Origin of the sequence: Nocardia alni (assembly GCF_019038435.1) — a bacterium.
Lineage (GTDB): Bacteria > Actinomycetota > Actinomycetes > Mycobacteriales > Mycobacteriaceae > Nocardia > Nocardia alni.
Genome location: NZ_JAGPOX010000177.1, coordinates 1 through 17,484, shown reverse-complemented (window position 1 = coordinate 17,484; position 17,484 = coordinate 1). Strand labels below are relative to the sequence as shown.

General features: G+C 68.5%; 15 protein-coding genes. 9 read left to right on the top strand and 6 right to left on the bottom strand.

All coding sequences use genetic code 11. The annotated features are described in order from the left end of the window. The 5 genes from JZ791_RS39245 to murQ all read left to right on the top strand — a co-directional run. A partial coding sequence (locus JZ791_RS39245) for a BadF/BadG/BcrA/BcrD ATPase family protein (protein WP_216902237.1) occupies positions 1 to 812 on the top strand: 812 nt, incomplete at its 5' end. A gap of 87 nt (positions 813 to 899) precedes the next feature. Then, positions 900 to 2,414 (top strand): sodium:solute symporter, encoded by a 1,515-nt coding sequence (locus tag JZ791_RS39240; RefSeq protein WP_216902235.1) that lies wholly within the window; start codon positions 900 to 902, stop codon positions 2,412 to 2,414. Further along, positions 2,414 to 3,580 (top strand): anhydro-N-acetylmuramic acid kinase, encoded by a 1,167-nt coding sequence (locus JZ791_RS39235; RefSeq protein ID WP_216902241.1) that lies wholly within the window; start codon positions 2,414 to 2,416, stop codon positions 3,578 to 3,580. Before JZ791_RS39240 ends, JZ791_RS39235 begins: the two co-directional genes overlap by 1 nt. Positions 3,581 to 3,642: 62 nt before the next feature. Further along, a complete protein-coding gene (locus tag JZ791_RS39230) occupies positions 3,643 to 4,545 on the top strand; it encodes a MurR/RpiR family transcriptional regulator (protein ID WP_216902233.1) in 903 nt (300 codons plus the stop codon). A gap of 49 nt (positions 4,546 to 4,594) precedes the next feature. Beyond that, complete coding sequence (gene murQ, locus JZ791_RS39225) at positions 4,595 to 5,500, top strand: N-acetylmuramic acid 6-phosphate etherase (RefSeq protein WP_308163382.1); 906 nt, start codon at positions 4,595 to 4,597, stop codon at positions 5,498 to 5,500. A gap of 11 nt (positions 5,501 to 5,511) precedes the next feature. Here the strand turns inward: murQ and JZ791_RS39220 are convergent, their stop codons facing one another. The 6 genes from JZ791_RS39220 to JZ791_RS39195 all read right to left on the bottom strand — a co-directional run bounded on the left by JZ791_RS39220 (position 5,512) and on the right by JZ791_RS39195 (position 11,671). Next, positions 5,512 to 6,606: an ABC transporter ATP-binding protein gene (locus tag JZ791_RS39220; protein WP_216902230.1), complete on the bottom strand. Its 1,095-nt coding sequence runs from the start codon at positions 6,604 to 6,606 to the stop codon at positions 5,512 to 5,514. Then, a complete protein-coding gene (locus JZ791_RS39215) occupies positions 6,606 to 7,427 on the bottom strand; it encodes a carbohydrate ABC transporter permease (RefSeq protein ID WP_216902228.1) in 822 nt (273 codons plus the stop codon). Before JZ791_RS39215 ends, JZ791_RS39220 begins: the two co-directional genes overlap by 1 nt. After that, on the bottom strand, positions 7,424 to 8,257 hold the full coding sequence (locus JZ791_RS39210; protein ID WP_216902225.1) for a carbohydrate ABC transporter permease: 834 nt from the start codon (positions 8,255 to 8,257) through the stop codon (positions 7,424 to 7,426). Before JZ791_RS39210 ends, JZ791_RS39215 begins: the two co-directional genes overlap by 4 nt. Before the next feature lie 76 nt (positions 8,258 to 8,333). Next, positions 8,334 to 9,755, bottom strand: coding sequence for an ABC transporter substrate-binding protein (locus JZ791_RS39205; protein WP_216902223.1), 1,422 nt, complete (start codon positions 9,753 to 9,755; stop codon positions 8,334 to 8,336). 143 nt (positions 9,756 to 9,898) lie between these two features. Then, positions 9,899 to 10,468 carry a hypothetical protein gene (locus tag JZ791_RS39200; protein WP_216902221.1) on the bottom strand — a complete coding sequence of 190 codons (570 nt, stop codon included), beginning with the start codon at positions 10,466 to 10,468 and terminating at the stop codon, positions 9,899 to 9,901. Between the two features lie 111 nt (positions 10,469 to 10,579). Further along, positions 10,580 to 11,671 (bottom strand): alpha/beta hydrolase, encoded by a 1,092-nt coding sequence (locus tag JZ791_RS39195; protein WP_308163381.1) that lies wholly within the window; start codon positions 11,669 to 11,671, stop codon positions 10,580 to 10,582. Positions 11,672 to 11,994: 323 nt separating this feature from the next. On the opposite strand from JZ791_RS39195, the gene JZ791_RS39190 reads away from it, so the two are divergent. The 4 genes from JZ791_RS39190 to JZ791_RS39175 form a co-directional block, all read left to right on the top strand. Then, positions 11,995 to 13,416, top strand: coding sequence for a condensation domain-containing protein (locus tag JZ791_RS39190; RefSeq protein WP_216902219.1), 1,422 nt, complete (start codon positions 11,995 to 11,997; stop codon positions 13,414 to 13,416). Beyond that, positions 13,413 to 15,038: an MFS transporter gene (locus JZ791_RS39185; RefSeq protein ID WP_216902217.1), complete on the top strand. Its 1,626-nt coding sequence runs from the start codon at positions 13,413 to 13,415 to the stop codon at positions 15,036 to 15,038. Before JZ791_RS39190 ends, JZ791_RS39185 begins: the two co-directional genes overlap by 4 nt. Continuing rightward, positions 15,035 to 16,621, top strand: coding sequence for a glycosyltransferase family 39 protein (locus JZ791_RS39180; protein WP_216902215.1), 1,587 nt, complete (start codon positions 15,035 to 15,037; stop codon positions 16,619 to 16,621). The genes JZ791_RS39185 and JZ791_RS39180 overlap by 4 nt, the downstream gene beginning before the upstream one ends. Further along, positions 16,618 to 17,484 (top strand): glucosyl-3-phosphoglycerate synthase (locus JZ791_RS39175; protein ID WP_216902213.1); only part of this gene is annotated, 867 nt, incomplete at its 3' end. The genes JZ791_RS39180 and JZ791_RS39175, both read left to right, overlap by 4 nt.

Sequence of the window (17,484 nt, the reverse complement as noted above, 5' to 3'; positions counted from 1 at the left end):
CTGCCGGGGGTGTCGCCGAGGCCGAGCGGGCGATTCGGGCGGTCGTCGAGCAGATCGACGGTGCGGCGGCGGGCTGTGTTCTCTCGATCGGGGCGGCGGGGGCCGTGGCGGCGCCGGAGGCGGCAGCCGAACTCGCCCGCCGGGTGGCGAATGTGTCCGGGGTGCAGGCCGTGGCGGTGACCTCCGACGCGGTGACCGCGCACGCCGGAGCCCTCGGTGGCGAGCCGGGGGTGGTGCTGACGGCGGGGACCGGGGTCGTGGCGACCGCGATCGACGCGGCGGGACAATTCATCCGCGTCGACGGCTGGGGGCCGCTGCTCGGCGACGAGGGCAGCGGCGGGTGGATCGGGCTCGAGGGGCTGCGGGCAGCGCTGCGCGCCCACGACGGCCGCGGGCCGGACACCGCGCTGGCCGCGCAGGCCTGCGGACATTACGGGACAGCTCTCGACGATCTACCTAAACTCCTCGGCGCTCAGGTGAATCCGGCGCTCACCGCAGCCAGTTTCGCACCGATCGTGGCCGCCGCGGCCGCCACCGACGAGGTCGCCGCGCAGATCATCGCCGCCGCCGCGAGCGCGCTGGCTCGCACCGTTCTCGCGGCGGCCGAACGCTCCGGGCTGCGGCCGCCGGCGCCCTACGCCATCACCGGAGGCCTGACGAACCTCGGCGCACCCCTACTCGCCCCGCTCGACCAGGCTATCGGCCACGCGGTGCTCCTGTGCCACACGCTCGGCGCACCCATCGACGGCGCGGCTCTCCTGGCCACCGATACTGCGACCGCCCTCGAACCGCTGGTCACCCGCCTGGCCTGACGGTGTGCAGGCCGAAGCTGTGACAAGGATTGTCAGAGTGTGAGATGCTGCTGACACTTATTTGCATTCGGTATCCCGGGAGTTGCGATGAACGCACTCAATGTCGCCGTCATCGTCGTGTATCTGGTCACGGTGGCCTGGATCGGGTTGCGATTGTCGGGGCGGCAGCGGTCCAGTAGCGACTATTTCGTCGGCGAGGGCCGGATGCCCTGGTGGACGGTATGTTTCTCGGTCGTCGCCACCGAAACCAGTGTGCTGACGGTCATTTCGGTGCCCGGTGGCGCGTATACCGACCAGGGCTTCGGGAATGTCGAACTGGCGCTGGGGTACATCATCGGCCGTACCGTCGTGGCGAGCCTGCTGATCCCGCTGTACAAGCGCGGCGGATTCGTCAGCGCCTACCAGTACCTGGAGCTGCGTTTCGGCCGCTATCTGCAAGGCGTCGCGGCGGTGACCTTCGTGATCACCCGGCTGCTGGCCGAGGGCGTTCGGCTGTTCGCATCGGCGATCCCGATCGAGCTGCTGCTCAACGAGTTCGGGCTGCATCTCGGCTACGACGTCATCATCGCCGTGCTGACGCTGCTGACGGTGATCTACACGTATCTGGGCGGAATCAAGGCGGTCATCTGGACCGATGCGCTGCAGATGGGGCTGTACCTGATCGGGGCCCTCATCGCGATCGGGGTGCTCTGGGGCCATGTCGGCGCGGCGGGGTGGTCGAATGCGTCGCACGCCGGGAAGTTCCGCGTCTTCGATACCGATTTCGGGCTCGCCCACATCCTGACCAGCTCGTTCGCCCTGCCGACGGCGATCATCGGCGGGGCGATCTTCGCGATGGCCTCGCACGGCTCGGATCAGCTCATCGTGCAGCGCATCCTGGCCACGAAATCACTGCGCGACGGTCAGCGGGCGATGATCGGATCGGGCATCTTCATCGCCGTGCAGTTCGCGGCCTTCTCCCTGGTGGGTGCGCTGCTGTGGTCCTACAACGGCGGCAAGTCGCCGAAGCAGCTCGGTTTGGCCAGCTCGGACAGCCTGTACCCGAGTTTCATCCTGCACGGGCTGCCGGTGGTGATCTCCGGGCTGCTGGTCGCCGGAATTCTCGGCGCCGCCATGGGTTCGCTGTCCTCGGCGCTGAATTCGATGTCGAACTCGACCGTCGCCGACATCGTGCGCAGCTTCACCCGGACCGGAATCTCCGATGCGGCGATGCTCACCCTCGCCCGCGTGATGACGGTGGTCTGGGCAGTGCTGATGGCGGTGTTCGCCATGGGATTCAGCGCGACGACCGGCAACGTGTACCTGACCGCCCTGGCCATCGCCGGCTACACCTACGGCGCGCTGCTCGGCGCCTTCCTGCTGGGACGCCTTGTGCCGCGGGCCAATCAGCTCGATGCCGTCGTGGCGTTCCTGGTCACGGTGGCGGTGATGATCTTCGTGGTGCGCGGGGTGAAGTTCTCGGTCACCGTGGCGGGCAAGACATCCGAGCTGGGCATCGCCGCACAGTGGCTCGTGCCGATCGGCGTCGCGGTGACGCTGCTGGTCGGCGGGATCTCCAGCCGGCTGCATCCGGCGCCGGTGGCCGTCGAGGCGGCCTCGTGATGCGCGTCGTCGGGTTGATGTCGGGTACCTCGCACGACGCGATCGATGCGGTGGGCGCGGAGATCACGCTGCGGGACGGCGTGATCCGGGTGCGGATCGCGGGATGGCTGAGCCGCCCGTACGCGCCCGGACTGCGCGGCGATCTGCTGGCCGCTCTACCGCCGGAGGCGACCGATATGGCGGCCCTATGCCGTCTGGACACCGCCATCGGGCAGGCGTTCGCGGCCGTGGCCGACGTTGCGGTGCGCGAATTCTTCGGCGGGACCGCCGACCTCGTCGCCTCGCACGGCCAGACCGTCTTTCACTGGGTGGAGGATGGGAGCGTCCGCGGCACACTGCAACTCGGCCAGCCATCCTGGATCGCGGAGCGGACCGGGCTGACGGTGGTGAGCGATTTCCGTTCCCGCGATATCGCCGCGGGCGGGCAGGGCGCCCCGCTGGTCGCCCTGTTCGACGCGCTGTGGCTCGCCGGGCGCGAACAACGCTGTGCCGCACTGAATATCGGCGGCATCGCGAACGTCACGGTGACCGGGGGACCCGCCGTCGCCTTCGATACCGGACCCGGGAACGCGCTGATCGACGCCGCGGTCGAGCTGTGCACGGACGGCCGGGAACACCTGGACAGGGACGGTGCGCGTGCCGCACGCGGACGTGTCGACGACGATCTGCTGCGGCTGCTGCTCGCCGAGCCGTATTTTCGCCTGCCGCCGCCGAAGACCACAGGCAAGGAGCTGTTCCATCGCGGCTACCTCGAGCGAGTGTTGCGCGGCCGGATGCTGACGCCCACCGATATCGTCGCCACCGTGACCGCCCTGACCGCACACACGATCGCCGACGCCCTGGCCCCGTTCGCACCCGCGGAGGTCATCGCGTCCGGCGGCGGCACCCGCAACCCCGTGCTGATGTCGATGCTGGCGGAAAAACTCCCGGCCGCCCGCCTGCTGACCTCGGACCACCTGGGCCTGCCCTCGGCCGCCAAGGAGGCGACCGCCTTCGCGGTACTGGGCTTCCTGACCGCCCACGGTCTCCCCGGCAACCACCCCGCCTGCACCGGCGCCGCCCGGCCGGTGGTCCTGGGTTCGGTCACCCTGGGCACCGCCGGGCTGACTCTGCCCCCGGCGCCGCCCGTCGCGCCGAGCCGCTTGGAGGTGCTGACCGATGCCTGACATCGGCGTCGCACCGGCAGCGACGGCAGTCGCTGCGCGGCAGCGTATTCGGGCGGTGAGTCGTGGCCGAAGATGATGTGCGCACCCGGCTGCTGGCGGCCATGCCGCGATTGACGCCCGCGGGGGCGCGGGTCGCCGAGGTGATTCGCGACGATCCGGCCGGGGTGGCTCGGATGAGCGTCACGCAACTGGCACAGCGCGCGCAGACCAGCACTTCGGCGGTGGTTCGGTTGGCGAAAACGCTGGGCTACGAAGGGTACCCGCCGCTGCGACTGGCGCTGGCGGCGGTGGGCGCGGCGGATCACTCGCCGGTATTCGCCACCGATATCGATGTGGCCGACGAGCCGTCCAAGGTGCTGCACAAGCTCACCGCCTTCGAGACCGAGGCGATGGCGGCCACCGCCGAGCTGGCCGATCCGCAGACGCTGGCGGCGGTCGCCGGGGCGCTGGCGGCGGCACGGCGAGTGGTTCTGATCGGCATCGGAGCCTCCGGCCTGGTCGCCGCGGACTTGGCGCAGAAGCTGACCAGGATCGGAATGTGGTGCGATGCATGCACATCCGAGGACGAGGCGCTGGTGCGAGTGAGCCTGCTGGAGCCCGGCGACGTGGCCGTGGCCTTCTCGCATTCGGGCCGGACCGCCGCCGTGGTCGAGGCATTGCGTCGTGCCGGGCGGCGGGCGCTGACGGTGGCCGTGACGGCCGGATCGCAGTCGCCGCTGGCTCGCTCGGCCACGCACACGATCCTGGTGGCCGGTCGCGAGGACGGCTTCCGCTCGGCGGCGCTGGCCAGCCGGATGAGCCAGCTGCTGATCGTGGACGCGCTGTATATCGTTGTGCTGCAGCGCACTCCGTCAGCGACCCAGGCTCTGCATCGCACGTATGACGCCGTCGCCGATCGGCGGCCCGGATCCGGTGAGGCCGGTGTGCCGATTTCCCGGCGCACCCGGCACAGAGATCAATCGTGACGCACGGGGCCGGTGGAATCCGGCGCGGGCCGAAGCCGAGGAGGGCGAAGTGGACGACATCGCGGCGTTGAGAACCGAATCCGCGAATCCGCGCACGACGGCATTGGATTCGATGCCGATCACCGAACTGCTGCATGTGATGAACGCCGAGGACGCCGGGGTGGCCTCGGCTGTCGCACAGGCGATTCCGCAGATCGCGCGGGCGGTGGAGCTGGTCGTGGCCGCGCGCGAGCGGAGCGGGCGGCTGATCTACGCCGGAGCCGGGACCAGCGGACGCCTGGGCGTGCTGGACGCCGTGGAGTGCCCGCCGACCTTCGGCACCGATCCGGGCGAGGTGATCGGCCTGATCGCCGGTGGCGCACCGGCCTTGACGCGGTCGGTCGAGGGCGCCGAGGACGAGCCCCACCGCGCCGCCGCGGATCTTGCCGAGATCGGCCTCACCGCCGCGGATGTCGTCGTCGCGCTGGCCGCCAGCGGCCGTACCCCCTATGCGATCGGCGCGGTGCGATACGCCCGTTCGGTGGGCGCGGCCACGGTCGGACTGTGCTGCAATCGCCGCGCCGCACTGAGCGAGCACGTCGATGTGGGTATCGAAATCGATACGGGCCCAGAGGTTCTCACCGGATCTACCCGTCTGAAGGCCGGGACGGCGCAGAAGATGGTGTGCAATATGCTCTCGACCGCCACCATGGTCCGCACCGGCAAGGTGTACGGCAACCTGATGGTGGACGTGAACCCCTCCAACGCCAAACTCGTGGACCGAGCCCGCCGCATCGTCGCGGACGCGACCGGTGTCGACACCACCGCGGCCGCCGCCCTCCTGGACGCCGCGGGCGGACATCCGAAGACGGCCATCGTGATGCAACTAGCCGGTGTCGACGCCGCGGCCGCGCGGGCACTGCTCGAGCGTGCGAATGGTTTCGTCCGCACGGCGACCGCCGCGGCGAGGCACTGAGACCGCGTGTATCAGGACGGCTTCGCGACCGTGAGCAGCTGCCCGGAGTCCGGGTCGAACACCAGGATCCGGCCGGGCTCGGGCACCGCCGCGACCGTTGCGCCGACGGCGGGCTCGTCGGCTTCGGGCACGGTGACACCGACCTGGATGTCGTCCGAGCAGTCGAGCATCACCAACGTTGTGACGCCCAGGTTTTCGACCACGCTGACGCGGCCGCGCAGCCCGTCGACGGCCTCGGGCGCCTCGCAGGCATACAGCCGGAGGTACTCCGGCCGGATGCCGATCGTGACGGCGCTGCCCTCGGGTCGGTCGAGTCCGGGCGGCAACGGCAGTGTGCCGCCGACGACTTCGACGCCCCGCCCTACAACCCGGCCCGAAAGTTGGTTCATCGGCGTCGATCCGATGAAGTTCGCGACGAAAGTGTCTGCCGGGTACTGGAAGATCTCGCGCGGCGTACCGACCTGACGCAGGCGCCCCGAATCCAGTACGGCGATGCGGTCGGCGACGGCCAGCGCCTCGGCCTGGTCATGAGTGACGAACACCGTGGTGACCTGAAGCTCGCGCTGCAGGCGCTTGAGGAATGTGCGCGCCTCCAACCGCAACCGCGCATCGAGATTCGACAGCGGCTCGTCGAGCAGCAGCACCTCGGCGCCCATGGCGATCGCACGGGCCAACGCGACCCGCTGCTGCTGCCCGCCGGACAGCTGCGCGGGCCGGCGGTCCAGTAGTCCGGCCAGGCTGAGTTCGGCGCTGGTGTCCTCCGCGACCGCGCGACGGCGCTCCCGCGAGGCGCGGCGCACCCGGAGTGGATAGGCGATGTTCTCGGCGACGGTCATGTGCGGAAACAAGGCGTAGTCCTGGAACACCATGGCGACATTGCGACGCGCGGGCTCGACCGCCGTCACATCGCGCTCGCCGATCAGGACACTGCCCGCGGTGGCCTCCTCGAGGCCGGCGAGGGTGCGCAGCAACGTCGTCTTCCCGCAGCCGGACGGTCCGAGCAGCGCGAAGAATTCGCCGTCGGCGATCGTCAATTCGAGATCGTCGACCGCGCGCACTCCGCCCGCGTACACCACCGACAGTGCGCGGACATCGATTCCCGCCATCAGCCTTTGATCCCTCCGTGAAAGGCAAATCCGTAGCGCCGGTTGACCACTAGGTACAGCACCACGACCGGAACCGAGTAGAGCAGCGAAAACACCGGCAGCGCACGCAGATCGACACCGCCCGCCTCGTCCTGCAGGGTATGGATGATGACCGCGGCGGGCTGCTTGCCGGTGTCCTGCAGCAGCAGGAACGGCAGCAGGAAGTTGCCCCAGGCATTCACGAACGACCAGACCACGATGGTGGCGATGCCCGGCCGTGCGATCGGCGCGACCACCTGCGTGAGCACCTGCCGCGACGACGCGCCGAAGACCCGGGCGGACTCTTCGTAGGAGGGCGGTATCGCATCGATGAAGTCCTTCATCATGAAGATGGCCGCGGGCAGCAGTCCGCCGGAAAGCACGACGGCGGTGCCGAGCCGGGAGTTGATCAGCCCGAGTTCGTACACCATGAGGAAGATCGGCACCATCGCCGCCGTCCCGGTGACCACGCTGGACAGCAGCAGAAGGAGGTAGAGGATCGCCCCGCGACCCGGAATACGCACTCGGGCAAGCACATACGCGGCCGACGTGGCCAGCGTCACGGTGACCACGGTGGCCACCCCGCACAGTATGAGCGAATTGATCAGCGAGGACCCGACGTTCGGATTGTGGAATGTGGCGGCGAAATTCGCCATGGTCCACCGCGGCCAGTGCGCGGTCAGTCCGGGATCGCGGTCGAACGGCTCAGTGGCCAGCCACAGCATCGGAATCGCGAAGAACACCATGATCACCGCGATGAGCGTGTAGAAGCCGATGCGCCGCAACATCCATCGGGGCGTCATGCCCGCCTCCTGAGTAGTCGCAGATACAGCACCGCTATGGCGAGATTGACCACCACCAGCAGGACCGAGACGGCCGCCGCGTAGCCGAGTTGGTCGCCGACGAGGGCTTGGTCGTAGATGAAGACCGGCAGCACCTCCGACGCGTGATCGGGGCCTCCGCCGGTGAGCAGATAGGGTGTGAAATCGTTCGCCGTCCACAGCGAGATCAGCAACGTGTTCGTCAGTACGTGGCCCCGGATATGCGGGAACACCACGTCTTTCAGCAGACGCGGACCGCGGGCGCCGCACAGCCGGGCCATCTCCAGCTGCGCGGGCGGCACCGTGGTCAGCGCCGAGCTGTAGAGCAGCATCGAGAACGCGCTCCCCCGCCACAGGTTGAACGCGATCAGCGACAGCATCGGATATCGGATCAGCCACGCGGTGGAATGGTTGCCCAGCACGGCGTTCACCGTCCCGGAGTTCTGGTCCAGCAGCGCGAACCAGAGAAAGGCCACGACGGTGCTCGGCAGGATCCAGGCCAGCAGCGCCAGGCCCTGGGCGCTACTGCGGATCGCTCTGGGCGCCCGCGGCAGCACCCAGGCCAGCAGAAATCCGAGCAGGTTCTGCCCGACCACGGCGGATCCGGCCACGTACACGACGGTCAGCCACAGAGCGTTGCGGAATTCCGGGTCACGTAGTGCGGCCGTGACATTGCCGAGGCCGATGAACCGGGGGTTCACCGAATTCGGCCCGGCGAGTTCGTAATTCGTCGATCCGATATACAGCGTCCACAGAGCCGGGAAGATGAGGAACAGCCCGATGACGACCGCGGCCGGTACGAGCAGGCCCACCGTCCATCCCACACCCAGCCCTGCGGGGCCGCCACGCCTCCGGGTGGGCGGCGCGGTGGTACTCGGCGGTCGGGCGTCAGTTGTCGACAACGTCGGCCTCGCCCACGATCTTCGCCAGTTTCCGGGAGTAGTCGGCCGCGACGGCCGCCGGGGAGCCGCCGCTGATCACGTCGGCGGTCGCCAGCTGGATCAACGCCGACACCTGCGTGTAATCGCCCTCGGACGGCCGGAAATGGGTGACGGGCAAGGCCTGTGTGGCAACGAAGTTCATCAGCGGCTCGCCGGCCAGCAGCGCGTTGTCGACATCGGTGCGCGGCATGATCTGCCTGGCGGAGCCCAGATAATCCTGCTCGTAGGCTTCCATCGCCGGCGCCGAACTCATGAAGGCGAGCAGTGCCCACGCCTGCTGGGGATATCCGGTATTCGGGTTGACCATTCGAACCGCCCCACCGGAATAGGTCACATAGCTTTGACCGGCCACGCCCGCACCGGGATTCATCGCGGGAAGCAGCGTGTAGCCGACCGCGGTGTCACGGTCGGCCATCGGGTCGTTGCCGACTTTCGGGGCCAGGATCGCTCGCCACATATAGTCGCTCTCCAGATAGATCCCGATCTTGTTCGCGGCGAATTCGGCGAAGGACGCGTCGCGGCCCTCGATCTCCTCGTCCAGGACCGGATCGGCCAGGTGACGGGAGAAGATCTGCTGATAGAACCCCAGCACGGCGCGCAGTGCGGCGGTATCGCCCTGCCACTTGCCGCCCGCGTAGATCAGCGCGCCCGCGCCGGCCAGCAGCGGCAGAAAACCGTTGACCGTCGTCGTCTCGGACATGGCTGCGCCGCCGTCGAGCTGGATCGGGGTAACACCCGACAGCTTCGCGAGTGCCGTTGCGGCGCTGAGGATATCGGCCCAGCTGTGCGGCTGCCAGTCGGTCGGCAACCCTGCCTTGGCGAACAATGTCCTGTTGTAGAACAACACCCGGCCGTCGGTGCCGACCGGAATCCCGTAGTCCTGCCCCCGCCACTGATCGAGTTGCCGTATGGACGGGTAGATCTGGCGCCAACCGTCCCAGCCTGCCACCGTATTCGCTCCGACCACCTCGGACAGTGGTCTGATCAACCAGCTTTCGGCGAAGTCGCCGACATCGGTGCCATCGATGTCGAAAATGTCACCGCCGCCACCGGTCCGCAGTTGCAGGATCTGCTTCTGCAGATATGTGCCGTCGTCGGACCCGTCGCCGACGAATCGGAGATGAACCGTAACCCCCTTGGCCCGCTCCATGGCCGTGAACCGGGGAATCACGTAATCGGTGATCCAGCGCGCGGTCGAATCGTTCTTACCCCCCGCGATCGCATTCGAAGCGATACTCAAACTGACGTTCCTGGCATCGGCATGCAACCCCGGATCGCTGACCACCGGCGGCCGCCCCAGGCAAGCGGTCGAAACCAGACACCCCGCCACCACGAGCACCAGCCCGGTGCGCCGCAGCGATTCGATCATGCCCGAATTCTCCACCACAACAGGCCTTCACCGGCCGCGATCGCAAATGTTCACCCCACCGATGCGCCGCGGCCGCTATCAGGACATTTTCAGCGACCAACCGACGCGAGGCAGCGGGGGAATCCGCCCGCACTCGATATGCGCTAGAACCAGGCGGGTGGCTTGTCGACTACTCCCAACTCCTTCCTCATGATGACTCTTACGCGTGAAAGCATCGGAATGATCTCGTCGAGAATTTCGATGGTCTCGTGCAGACGATGCTCGCGAATGCTCGGGTCGTTCTCCCGCTGAATGTGCCGCAGATGCCCATAGGCGACCGTGAGCTGCGCATTGACCGGGCCTTCCTCATCCAGGACGTCCGTGCTGACGACCATCTGCGCTTCTGCGCGGGCGTCTCGCTGCGCCCGTCGAGCCGTCGCCACCTCTGCCGCCTCGGCTTCGGCGGTCGCCCCCGCCTTCAGGGCGTAGGCGTAGGCCAGCATGGCATCCCGGTAGTTGCGATCATTGGCGTTCAACTGGACGTAGGAGCTGCGAAGTTGGTCCATCCTGCGCTGCTTCTCCGCGGCTTCGTGCTCGGCGAGGCTTCGACTTTCCGTATGCTTCAGCTCCTCGAACTTGGCTCGCTGTGAGAGCAGTTGGGTGAAAATCGCGGACGCCAGCGTGCCGCACACCCCGACGACCGCGACGACGAGAGACAAGACCGCGCTGGACATTTCACTTCCCCTAGCCTCAGAGACGCTGGTGGTCAGACCATAGCGTCAGCCAGATCCGCCGTTACGTCAACAGGCCCCTCATGAGGCAGCCGCTCTGCGGGGGGGCAACCGTCAGGAATTGCCGTGTTGCTGTCGCGCGATATTCAGCGCCGCACTGAACTGCGGCCAGGAGTTGTGCAGGTCCTGTTGCCAGTAGCCCCAGGAGTGGGTTCCTGTGGGGCGGAAGGCGAAGGTGGCCGGGACGTGGAGTGCGGCCAGGCGGTCGCGCAGGGCGTGCACGCATTGGTTGGTGGCGGCCTCGAGGATGGCGCCGCTGGTCAGTTGGGCGGCGAGCTTGCCCGGATCGCCGTCGATTCCGGGGCCCGCGAGTGTGTCGAGCGGGCCGGGGATTCCGGTTCCGGAGGCGATGTAGAGGGCGGTGCCGCGGAGCCGATCGGCATGCAGGACGGGGTCGTTGGCGGCCCAGGCCTTGTCGCCGGGCGGACCCCACAGGTTGACGGTGTTGCCGGCCCAGCGACCGACCACCAGATCCACGTAGGTCTCGCCGAGCGGAGTGCTGGTCTGTGCGCAGCCGCTGTAGGAGCCGATGGCTCGATACAGACCGGGCGCGGCTTCCGCGAGCTGGAACACCGAGGTGCCCGCCATCGAAATCCCGGCGATGGCATTGGCGCCTGTACCGCGAAACGTCGAGTCGATCACCGCGGGCAGTTCACGGGTGAGGAAGGTGGTCCAGCGCTGACGGCCCAGCACCGGATCGTCGGCGCGCCAGTCGGTGAAGTAACTGCCTTGCCCGCCCATCGGATTCACGACGGTGACCTGTTTGTCGGCGAAGAACCCGGCGATGTCGGTCTGCGCGGTCCAACTCGAACCGTCGGTACCGCCGTTGGCGCCGTTGAGCAGGTACAGCACCGGCGCGGGTTTCGAATGATCCGGCGCGCGAAACACTTTCACGGTGACGGCGGTCTTCATCGCGGCCGAGTACACCACGACGTCCATCGTCCGACCCGGTCCTTCGACGATTCCGGCCAGATGAGAGCCATCGGCGGCGGGCCGGGCGGCGGCGGTGAGCACGGGAAGCGGCGACGACTCGGGGCACGCGGCCGCCGGGATCGCCAAGCCGATGGCGACGGCGATCACCGATGCCAGCACGCTGAGCGCACGGCCGCGCAGCCGCCCGATACGCGGTGCGGCGAATGTTCCCACCTGTCCTCCCGGAGATTCGACCAGCTTCTTGCGAGGCCACGGTAGAGACGGAACATCAAGAGCAGCAAGGTACCTCGCGCAAGTTTGGTGTCATGTGTCACGGCGGTAGCGCGTACCTGTGGACGTTCACAAGGTTTGGCCCAACCCCTCGCTTTCGATCGGGTGACTGCCGTTGACTGTGACCGGCCGTCGCAGGTTTCCGATCGACGGCACCCGACAGCCGGTCTGCCTCGCTGCGGCGCGGCCGGCACGTGGCCAGGCGGACGGATGTCGGGCAAAGAGTCTCCGGGACGATTTCCCGACGCTGTGAATCGAGGACACTCGTGGTCAATTTCGGCTTCTTCGACGACTGGCACCCGCAGCCGGGCAGGCTCACCAGCTGGAGTGTGTCGCAGGACGCCCTGGCGGCGATGCTCGCGGCGCCACCGCACCCGACGCCGCCGTCGTTCCAGCAACAGGAATACCTGCGCACCACCTCGCGCGGGGCACGCGCGGGCCACCGCGCCTCGCGGCTGTGCATGCTGTCCTTCGACATCCCCGGCAGACCGGATCTCGCGGCGATGACGCGGGCGGTGACCGCATTCGTACGACGTCACGACACCTTTTCCAGCCGGTTCGTCGTCGAGCCGGACGGGCAGGTGGTGCGGCATGTGCTGCCCCCGGAGTCGATCGAATTGGAACCCACCGAACACGGCGTCTTCGCCGACAGCGCCGCCCTGCGCCGGCATGTGCAGGACACCACACCCGATGCGCTGCAATGGAATTGCTTCAGCTTCGGCGTCATCGCGCGCGACGAATCGTTCACGGTGTACGCGGCGGTGGACCATCTGCACACCGACGGCGTCGCGCAGGCGCTGACCTGCGTGGACCTGTTGACGCTCTACGGCGGGGAACTGTCCGGCACCCCGCTTCCCCTGGCGCCGGTGGATGGACATCTGGCCTATTGCGCCCGCGAACGCGCGCACAACGCGACGCTGACGCTCGAATCACCGGGAGTCCGGGAGTGGCTGAAGCTGTTGCGGCGCAACGATGGTGAGATGCCGTCGTTCCCGTTGCACCTCGATCGCGGGACAAGCGGATACAGCCCCGGCGCGCAGTTGACGATGCAGTTGTTCACCGAGCCCGAGGCGGTGCGGTTCGAGCAGGTGTGCGGCGGCAACGCGGGCCGGTTTCCGGGCGGGCTGTTCGCTGCGCTCGCACTCACCGAGGCCGAACTGACAAGCGACGACTGGCATTTCATCCTCACCCCGGCCAACACCCGCAGCACCCCGGGAGAGAACGGTTCGGTCGGCTACTTCACCAATCTCGTCCCGATCGCCTTCGACGTGCCCGCCGACGCCACCTTCACCACCCTGGTGGCCGCGGCGCAGGACTCCCTCGATCGCGCCAAGACGCTGAGCGACGTCTCCGCGCACCGGGTGCTGGAACTGGCCCCACCCGACTCGGGTCTGCGAGTGCGGCCGGGGTGGGCGGCGATGATGCTGTCCTACGTCGACGTCCGCAAGATCGCCGGAGCCGACATGTTCGACCAGATCAACGGCGGCATGTTCGCCAACCGGGCCTCGGCCGGCGAGGTGTACGTGTGGATCAACCGTTTCCTGGATGTGACCACGCTCAGCGTGCTGTTCCCGGACTCGCCGGAATCGCACGAATCGATCGAACGGTACGTCAAGACGCTGACCTCGATCACCGCCGCGGTCGTCGGCGACGGCGACTACGCTCTGCGCGCCGACGCTCACGCATGACCGTTCGACAGGCATCACCCGCGGCCGACCGCGATGCGGCCGGCCCGCGGGCGTGGGCGGTGCTGGCGGCGTGCCTGCTCGCGGTGTTCATGCAGATGCTGGATCTGACCATCGTCAATACCGCCTTGCCCGTGTTGGCCCGGCAGCTCTCGGCCGGCGGCTCGACGCAGTTGCTGGTCGTGACCGGCTACAGTGTCGCCTTCGCCTGCGCGCTGCTCACAGCCGCCCGGCTCGGCGATCAGTTCGGGCGCGGGCGGCTGTTCCTGATCGGCATGGCGGTGTTCACCGCGGCCTCACTGGGTTGTGCGCTGGCCGGGAACCCGGTCGAACTGGTGGCCGGACGGGTGGCGCAGGGACTGGGGGCGGCCGCGGTGGCCGCGCAGACGATCGCGATCTTGGCGGCCGCTTTCCCGGCGCACCGCCGACCTCTGGCATTCGGCATTTACGGCGCGGTCGCGGGCCTGGCGGGACTGTCCGGGCCGATGCTGGGCGGGCTGATCGTCGCCGCGGATCCGGGCGGGCTGGGCTGGCGAGCGATCTTTCTGCTGAATCTGCCACTGGGCTGCGCCGCGCTCGTCCTGGCCGGTCGTTGTCTGGGCGCCGGGCGTCGGGACCGATCGGTCCGGCTCGACCTCGCGGGCGCGGCGTTGTCGACATCAGGGCTGCTGATGGTGCTGTATCCGCTTGCGGTGGTGGGCAATTCGGGGTGGTCGTCGACGATGATCGGGTCGGTGGCGCTGGGCGTGGCGCTACTGGCCGGGTTCGCCCGGCAGCAGTGGCGGACCGCGACGGGCGGTGGCACACCGATGATCTCGGCGACGGTATGCGGCGATCGCACGTTCGGGATCGGCGCGCTGGCACTGCTGGCGTTCTACGGTCTGTTCGCCGCGTTGCTGCTCACGGTCTCGGTCACCGCTCAATCCGGTCTGAACTGGTCGGCCTGGCAGACCGGGCGGTTCATGCTGCCGTTCGCGGCCGGCGCTCTGGTCGCGGCACTCACCTCGCCGATCCTGGTGCGGTACTGGGGTACTCGCACGCTGACAGTGGGGTCCGCGGCGTTCGCGGTGGCGATGGCACTGCTGGCGTTCACGATTCACCCCGCCGCCGGCGGCATCGACGCTCGCGTGGTGAGTGCGCCGGTACTGCTGGCCGGGTGCGGCATGGGCTGGTTCGCCGCGCCCCTTCCCGCGATCATGGTCGCGGGGCTGGACGAACGCGCCACGGGTACCGCGTCCGGCCTGGCCCCGACGGTCCAGCAGCTCGGCAGCGCGATCGGCGCCACCATGCTGGGGAGTCTGTTCTTCGCGCGCGTCGCCGGTGGCAGCGGAGTGGGCCACGCGCAATCGGTTCTCGCCCGAGATCTCGGCATGCGCGCGATACCAGCCGATGAGCGGATCGCGACGGTCCGGCGATTCACCGAATGCGCCCACACCGCCTTCGTCGCGCCCGCCCATGTACTGCCCGCCTCCGGGTGCGGCGGCGATCACGCGGTGTCGGCACTGGCGACGGCACAGACCTTTCTGTCCGCGTGCGTGACGGTGCTCTGGATCGTCTCGGCAGTCGCGGGGGGGCTGGCCGTAGTGACACTGGCGCTGCCGCGCCGGCCGGGAGGGCATCCATGACCACGATGTCCGAACGTTCGAATACTGTTCCCGGGAAAACACATTCGCTTCCGGATCAGCGGGACGGCTTCGCTGCCGGGCCGGTCGCGGCGATCGTGGTCGTCGTAGCCGTCGTGCTGCTGCTGCGGTCCGGCCGCTACCAGTACTTCGGTGACGAGCTGTATTTCCTAGCAGCCGGTCGGCATCTCGGGCTCGGTTATGCCGATCAGGGGCCGCTGCTCCCGTTGCTGGCTCACTGCGCCGCCGTGGTCACCCCGGGATCGGTTGTCGCGCTGCGTCTCGCGTCGATCGCGGCCGCTGCCGCAGGTGTCGCGCTGAGCGCCGCCACCGCTCACGAGTACGGCGGAGCCCGTCGCGCGCAGACGCTGGCCGCCCTCGCGTACGCCACGTGCCCGTATCTGATCACCCAGGCCGCGTCCCTGTCGACATTCTCGCTCGACAGCACGTTGTCGGCGACGGTCGTGTGGGCGCTGGTGCGCTGGACGCGGACTCGACGCGATCGCCTGCTGCTGGCGGCCGCCGCCGCGATCGCGCTGGATACGCAGGTGAAGCTGCTGATCGTGGTACTGCTGGCGGGAATCGCGATCGGCGTGGCCGCGGCCGGACCGCGGGAACTGCTACGCCGGCCGTCGTTGTGGGCCGGCGTGATACTCATCGCGCTCGCCGCGGCGCCGGGGATCTGGTGGCAGTACCGGCATCACTGGCCGCAGCTGGCGATGGGGGCGGTGATCCGCGCCGAGCAGCGGGCCGCGACAGGCGGAGCGGTCGGGCTGCCGGTGCAGTGGGCGCTGCTCACGGGACTACTCGGTGGCCTGCTCGCTACCCTCGGATGCTGGGTATTACTGTGGCGCAAAAGTTTTCGGGACTACCGATTCGTCGGCTGCGCGGCGCTCACCCAGATCGCGTTCGTGGTCGCGACCGGCGGGCGACCCTACTACGTGGCGGCGTATTTCCCGGCTGTGTTCGCGGCCGGGGCGGTGGCCCTACCGGCGATGCGGCACGGCCTGCCGCGGATCGTAAAGGTCGCTGTCGCCGCCGTTTCCGCCGCGGTGGCCGTGATAGTGGTGACCGCGCTACCGCTGCCGGCCACACGACTACACCATCCGGTGCGATCGCAGGCCGAATTGTCCACGCGTATGCGGCTGTTCGGCACCAGTGGCTGGTCACGACTGACCGACGTGGTCGGCGGTGCGGCACACGCCCACGCAACCGACCCCGGCCATACCGTGATCATTACCCAAACCTATTGGCAGGCTTCGGCTCTCACCATCCTCGGCCCGCGGGATCTCCCACCGGTCTACAGCCCGGACCGCGGTTTCGCGTATTTCGGGATGCCCCCGGACACCACGCACACCGTCCTGTATGTCACCGCCGGACAGGCAACGCCCACGGAATTCACGGCCTGCGAACCGGTTTCGCATCTGGACGACCCGCTCGGCTTCCCCGGGATCGACAACGCGGTGACCGTGTGGCGCTGCGAGCCGCCGCGACAATCGTGGCCATCCCTCTGGAGCCGAATGACGACCCTGCGTCTGGATCCCGGCATCCGCACCGACCGAGTTATCGAAGGACATCCGCAATGACCCGCGCCCGCACCGCCCCCAGTCGGTTCGACCGGCTGTGGTCGATCCCCGAACTCGTCGCCCGCAAACACGATCGCCGCATCTCCGTGGTCCTGCCCGCACTCGACGAGGAGGCCACCGTCGGCGATGTCGTCGGCTCGATCCGGCCGCTCGTCGGCGGGCTGGTCGATGAACTGCTCGTCGTCGATTCCGGCTCGACCGACGGCACCATCGCCGCCGCTCGCGCCGCCGGGGCCGTGGTCGTCACTCGTGAGGAGGCGCTGCCGGACGTGTCGCCGCGCCCCGGCAAGGGCGAGGTGCTGTGGCGCTCACTGGCGGTGGCAAGCGGGGACCTCATCGTGTTCATCGATTCCGACCTCGTCCTGCCGGATCCCGGGTACGTGCCCGCCCTGGTCGCCCCGCTGCTGGCCGACGACGGTCTGCACCTGGTCAAAGGCTTCTATCGCAGACCGTTGAACGCCGACCCGCTCGGCGACGCCGACGGCGGTGGCCGCGTCACCCAGTTGCTGGCCCGGCCCCTGCTCGCGGCCCTGGCGCCCGAACTGGCCGAGATCATGCAACCTCTCGGTGGCGAGTACGCCGCCACCCGCGAACTGCTCACCGGTATCCCGTTCGCCCCCGGCTACGGGGTGGAGATCGGCATCCTGCTCGACTGCTGGCAACGCCTCGGCATCGACGCCATCACCCAGGTCGACCTGGGCACCCGCCGCCATCGCAACCGTCCCACCCATGAACTGGCCGCGATGAGCCGTCAGATCGCCGCGACACTGCTCGACCGCCTCGGCATCCGCGACTCCGGCAGGGGCCTGCCGCAATTCTTCCCCGGCGATTCCGGCTGGCAACGCACCGTCAGCCAGGTCAGC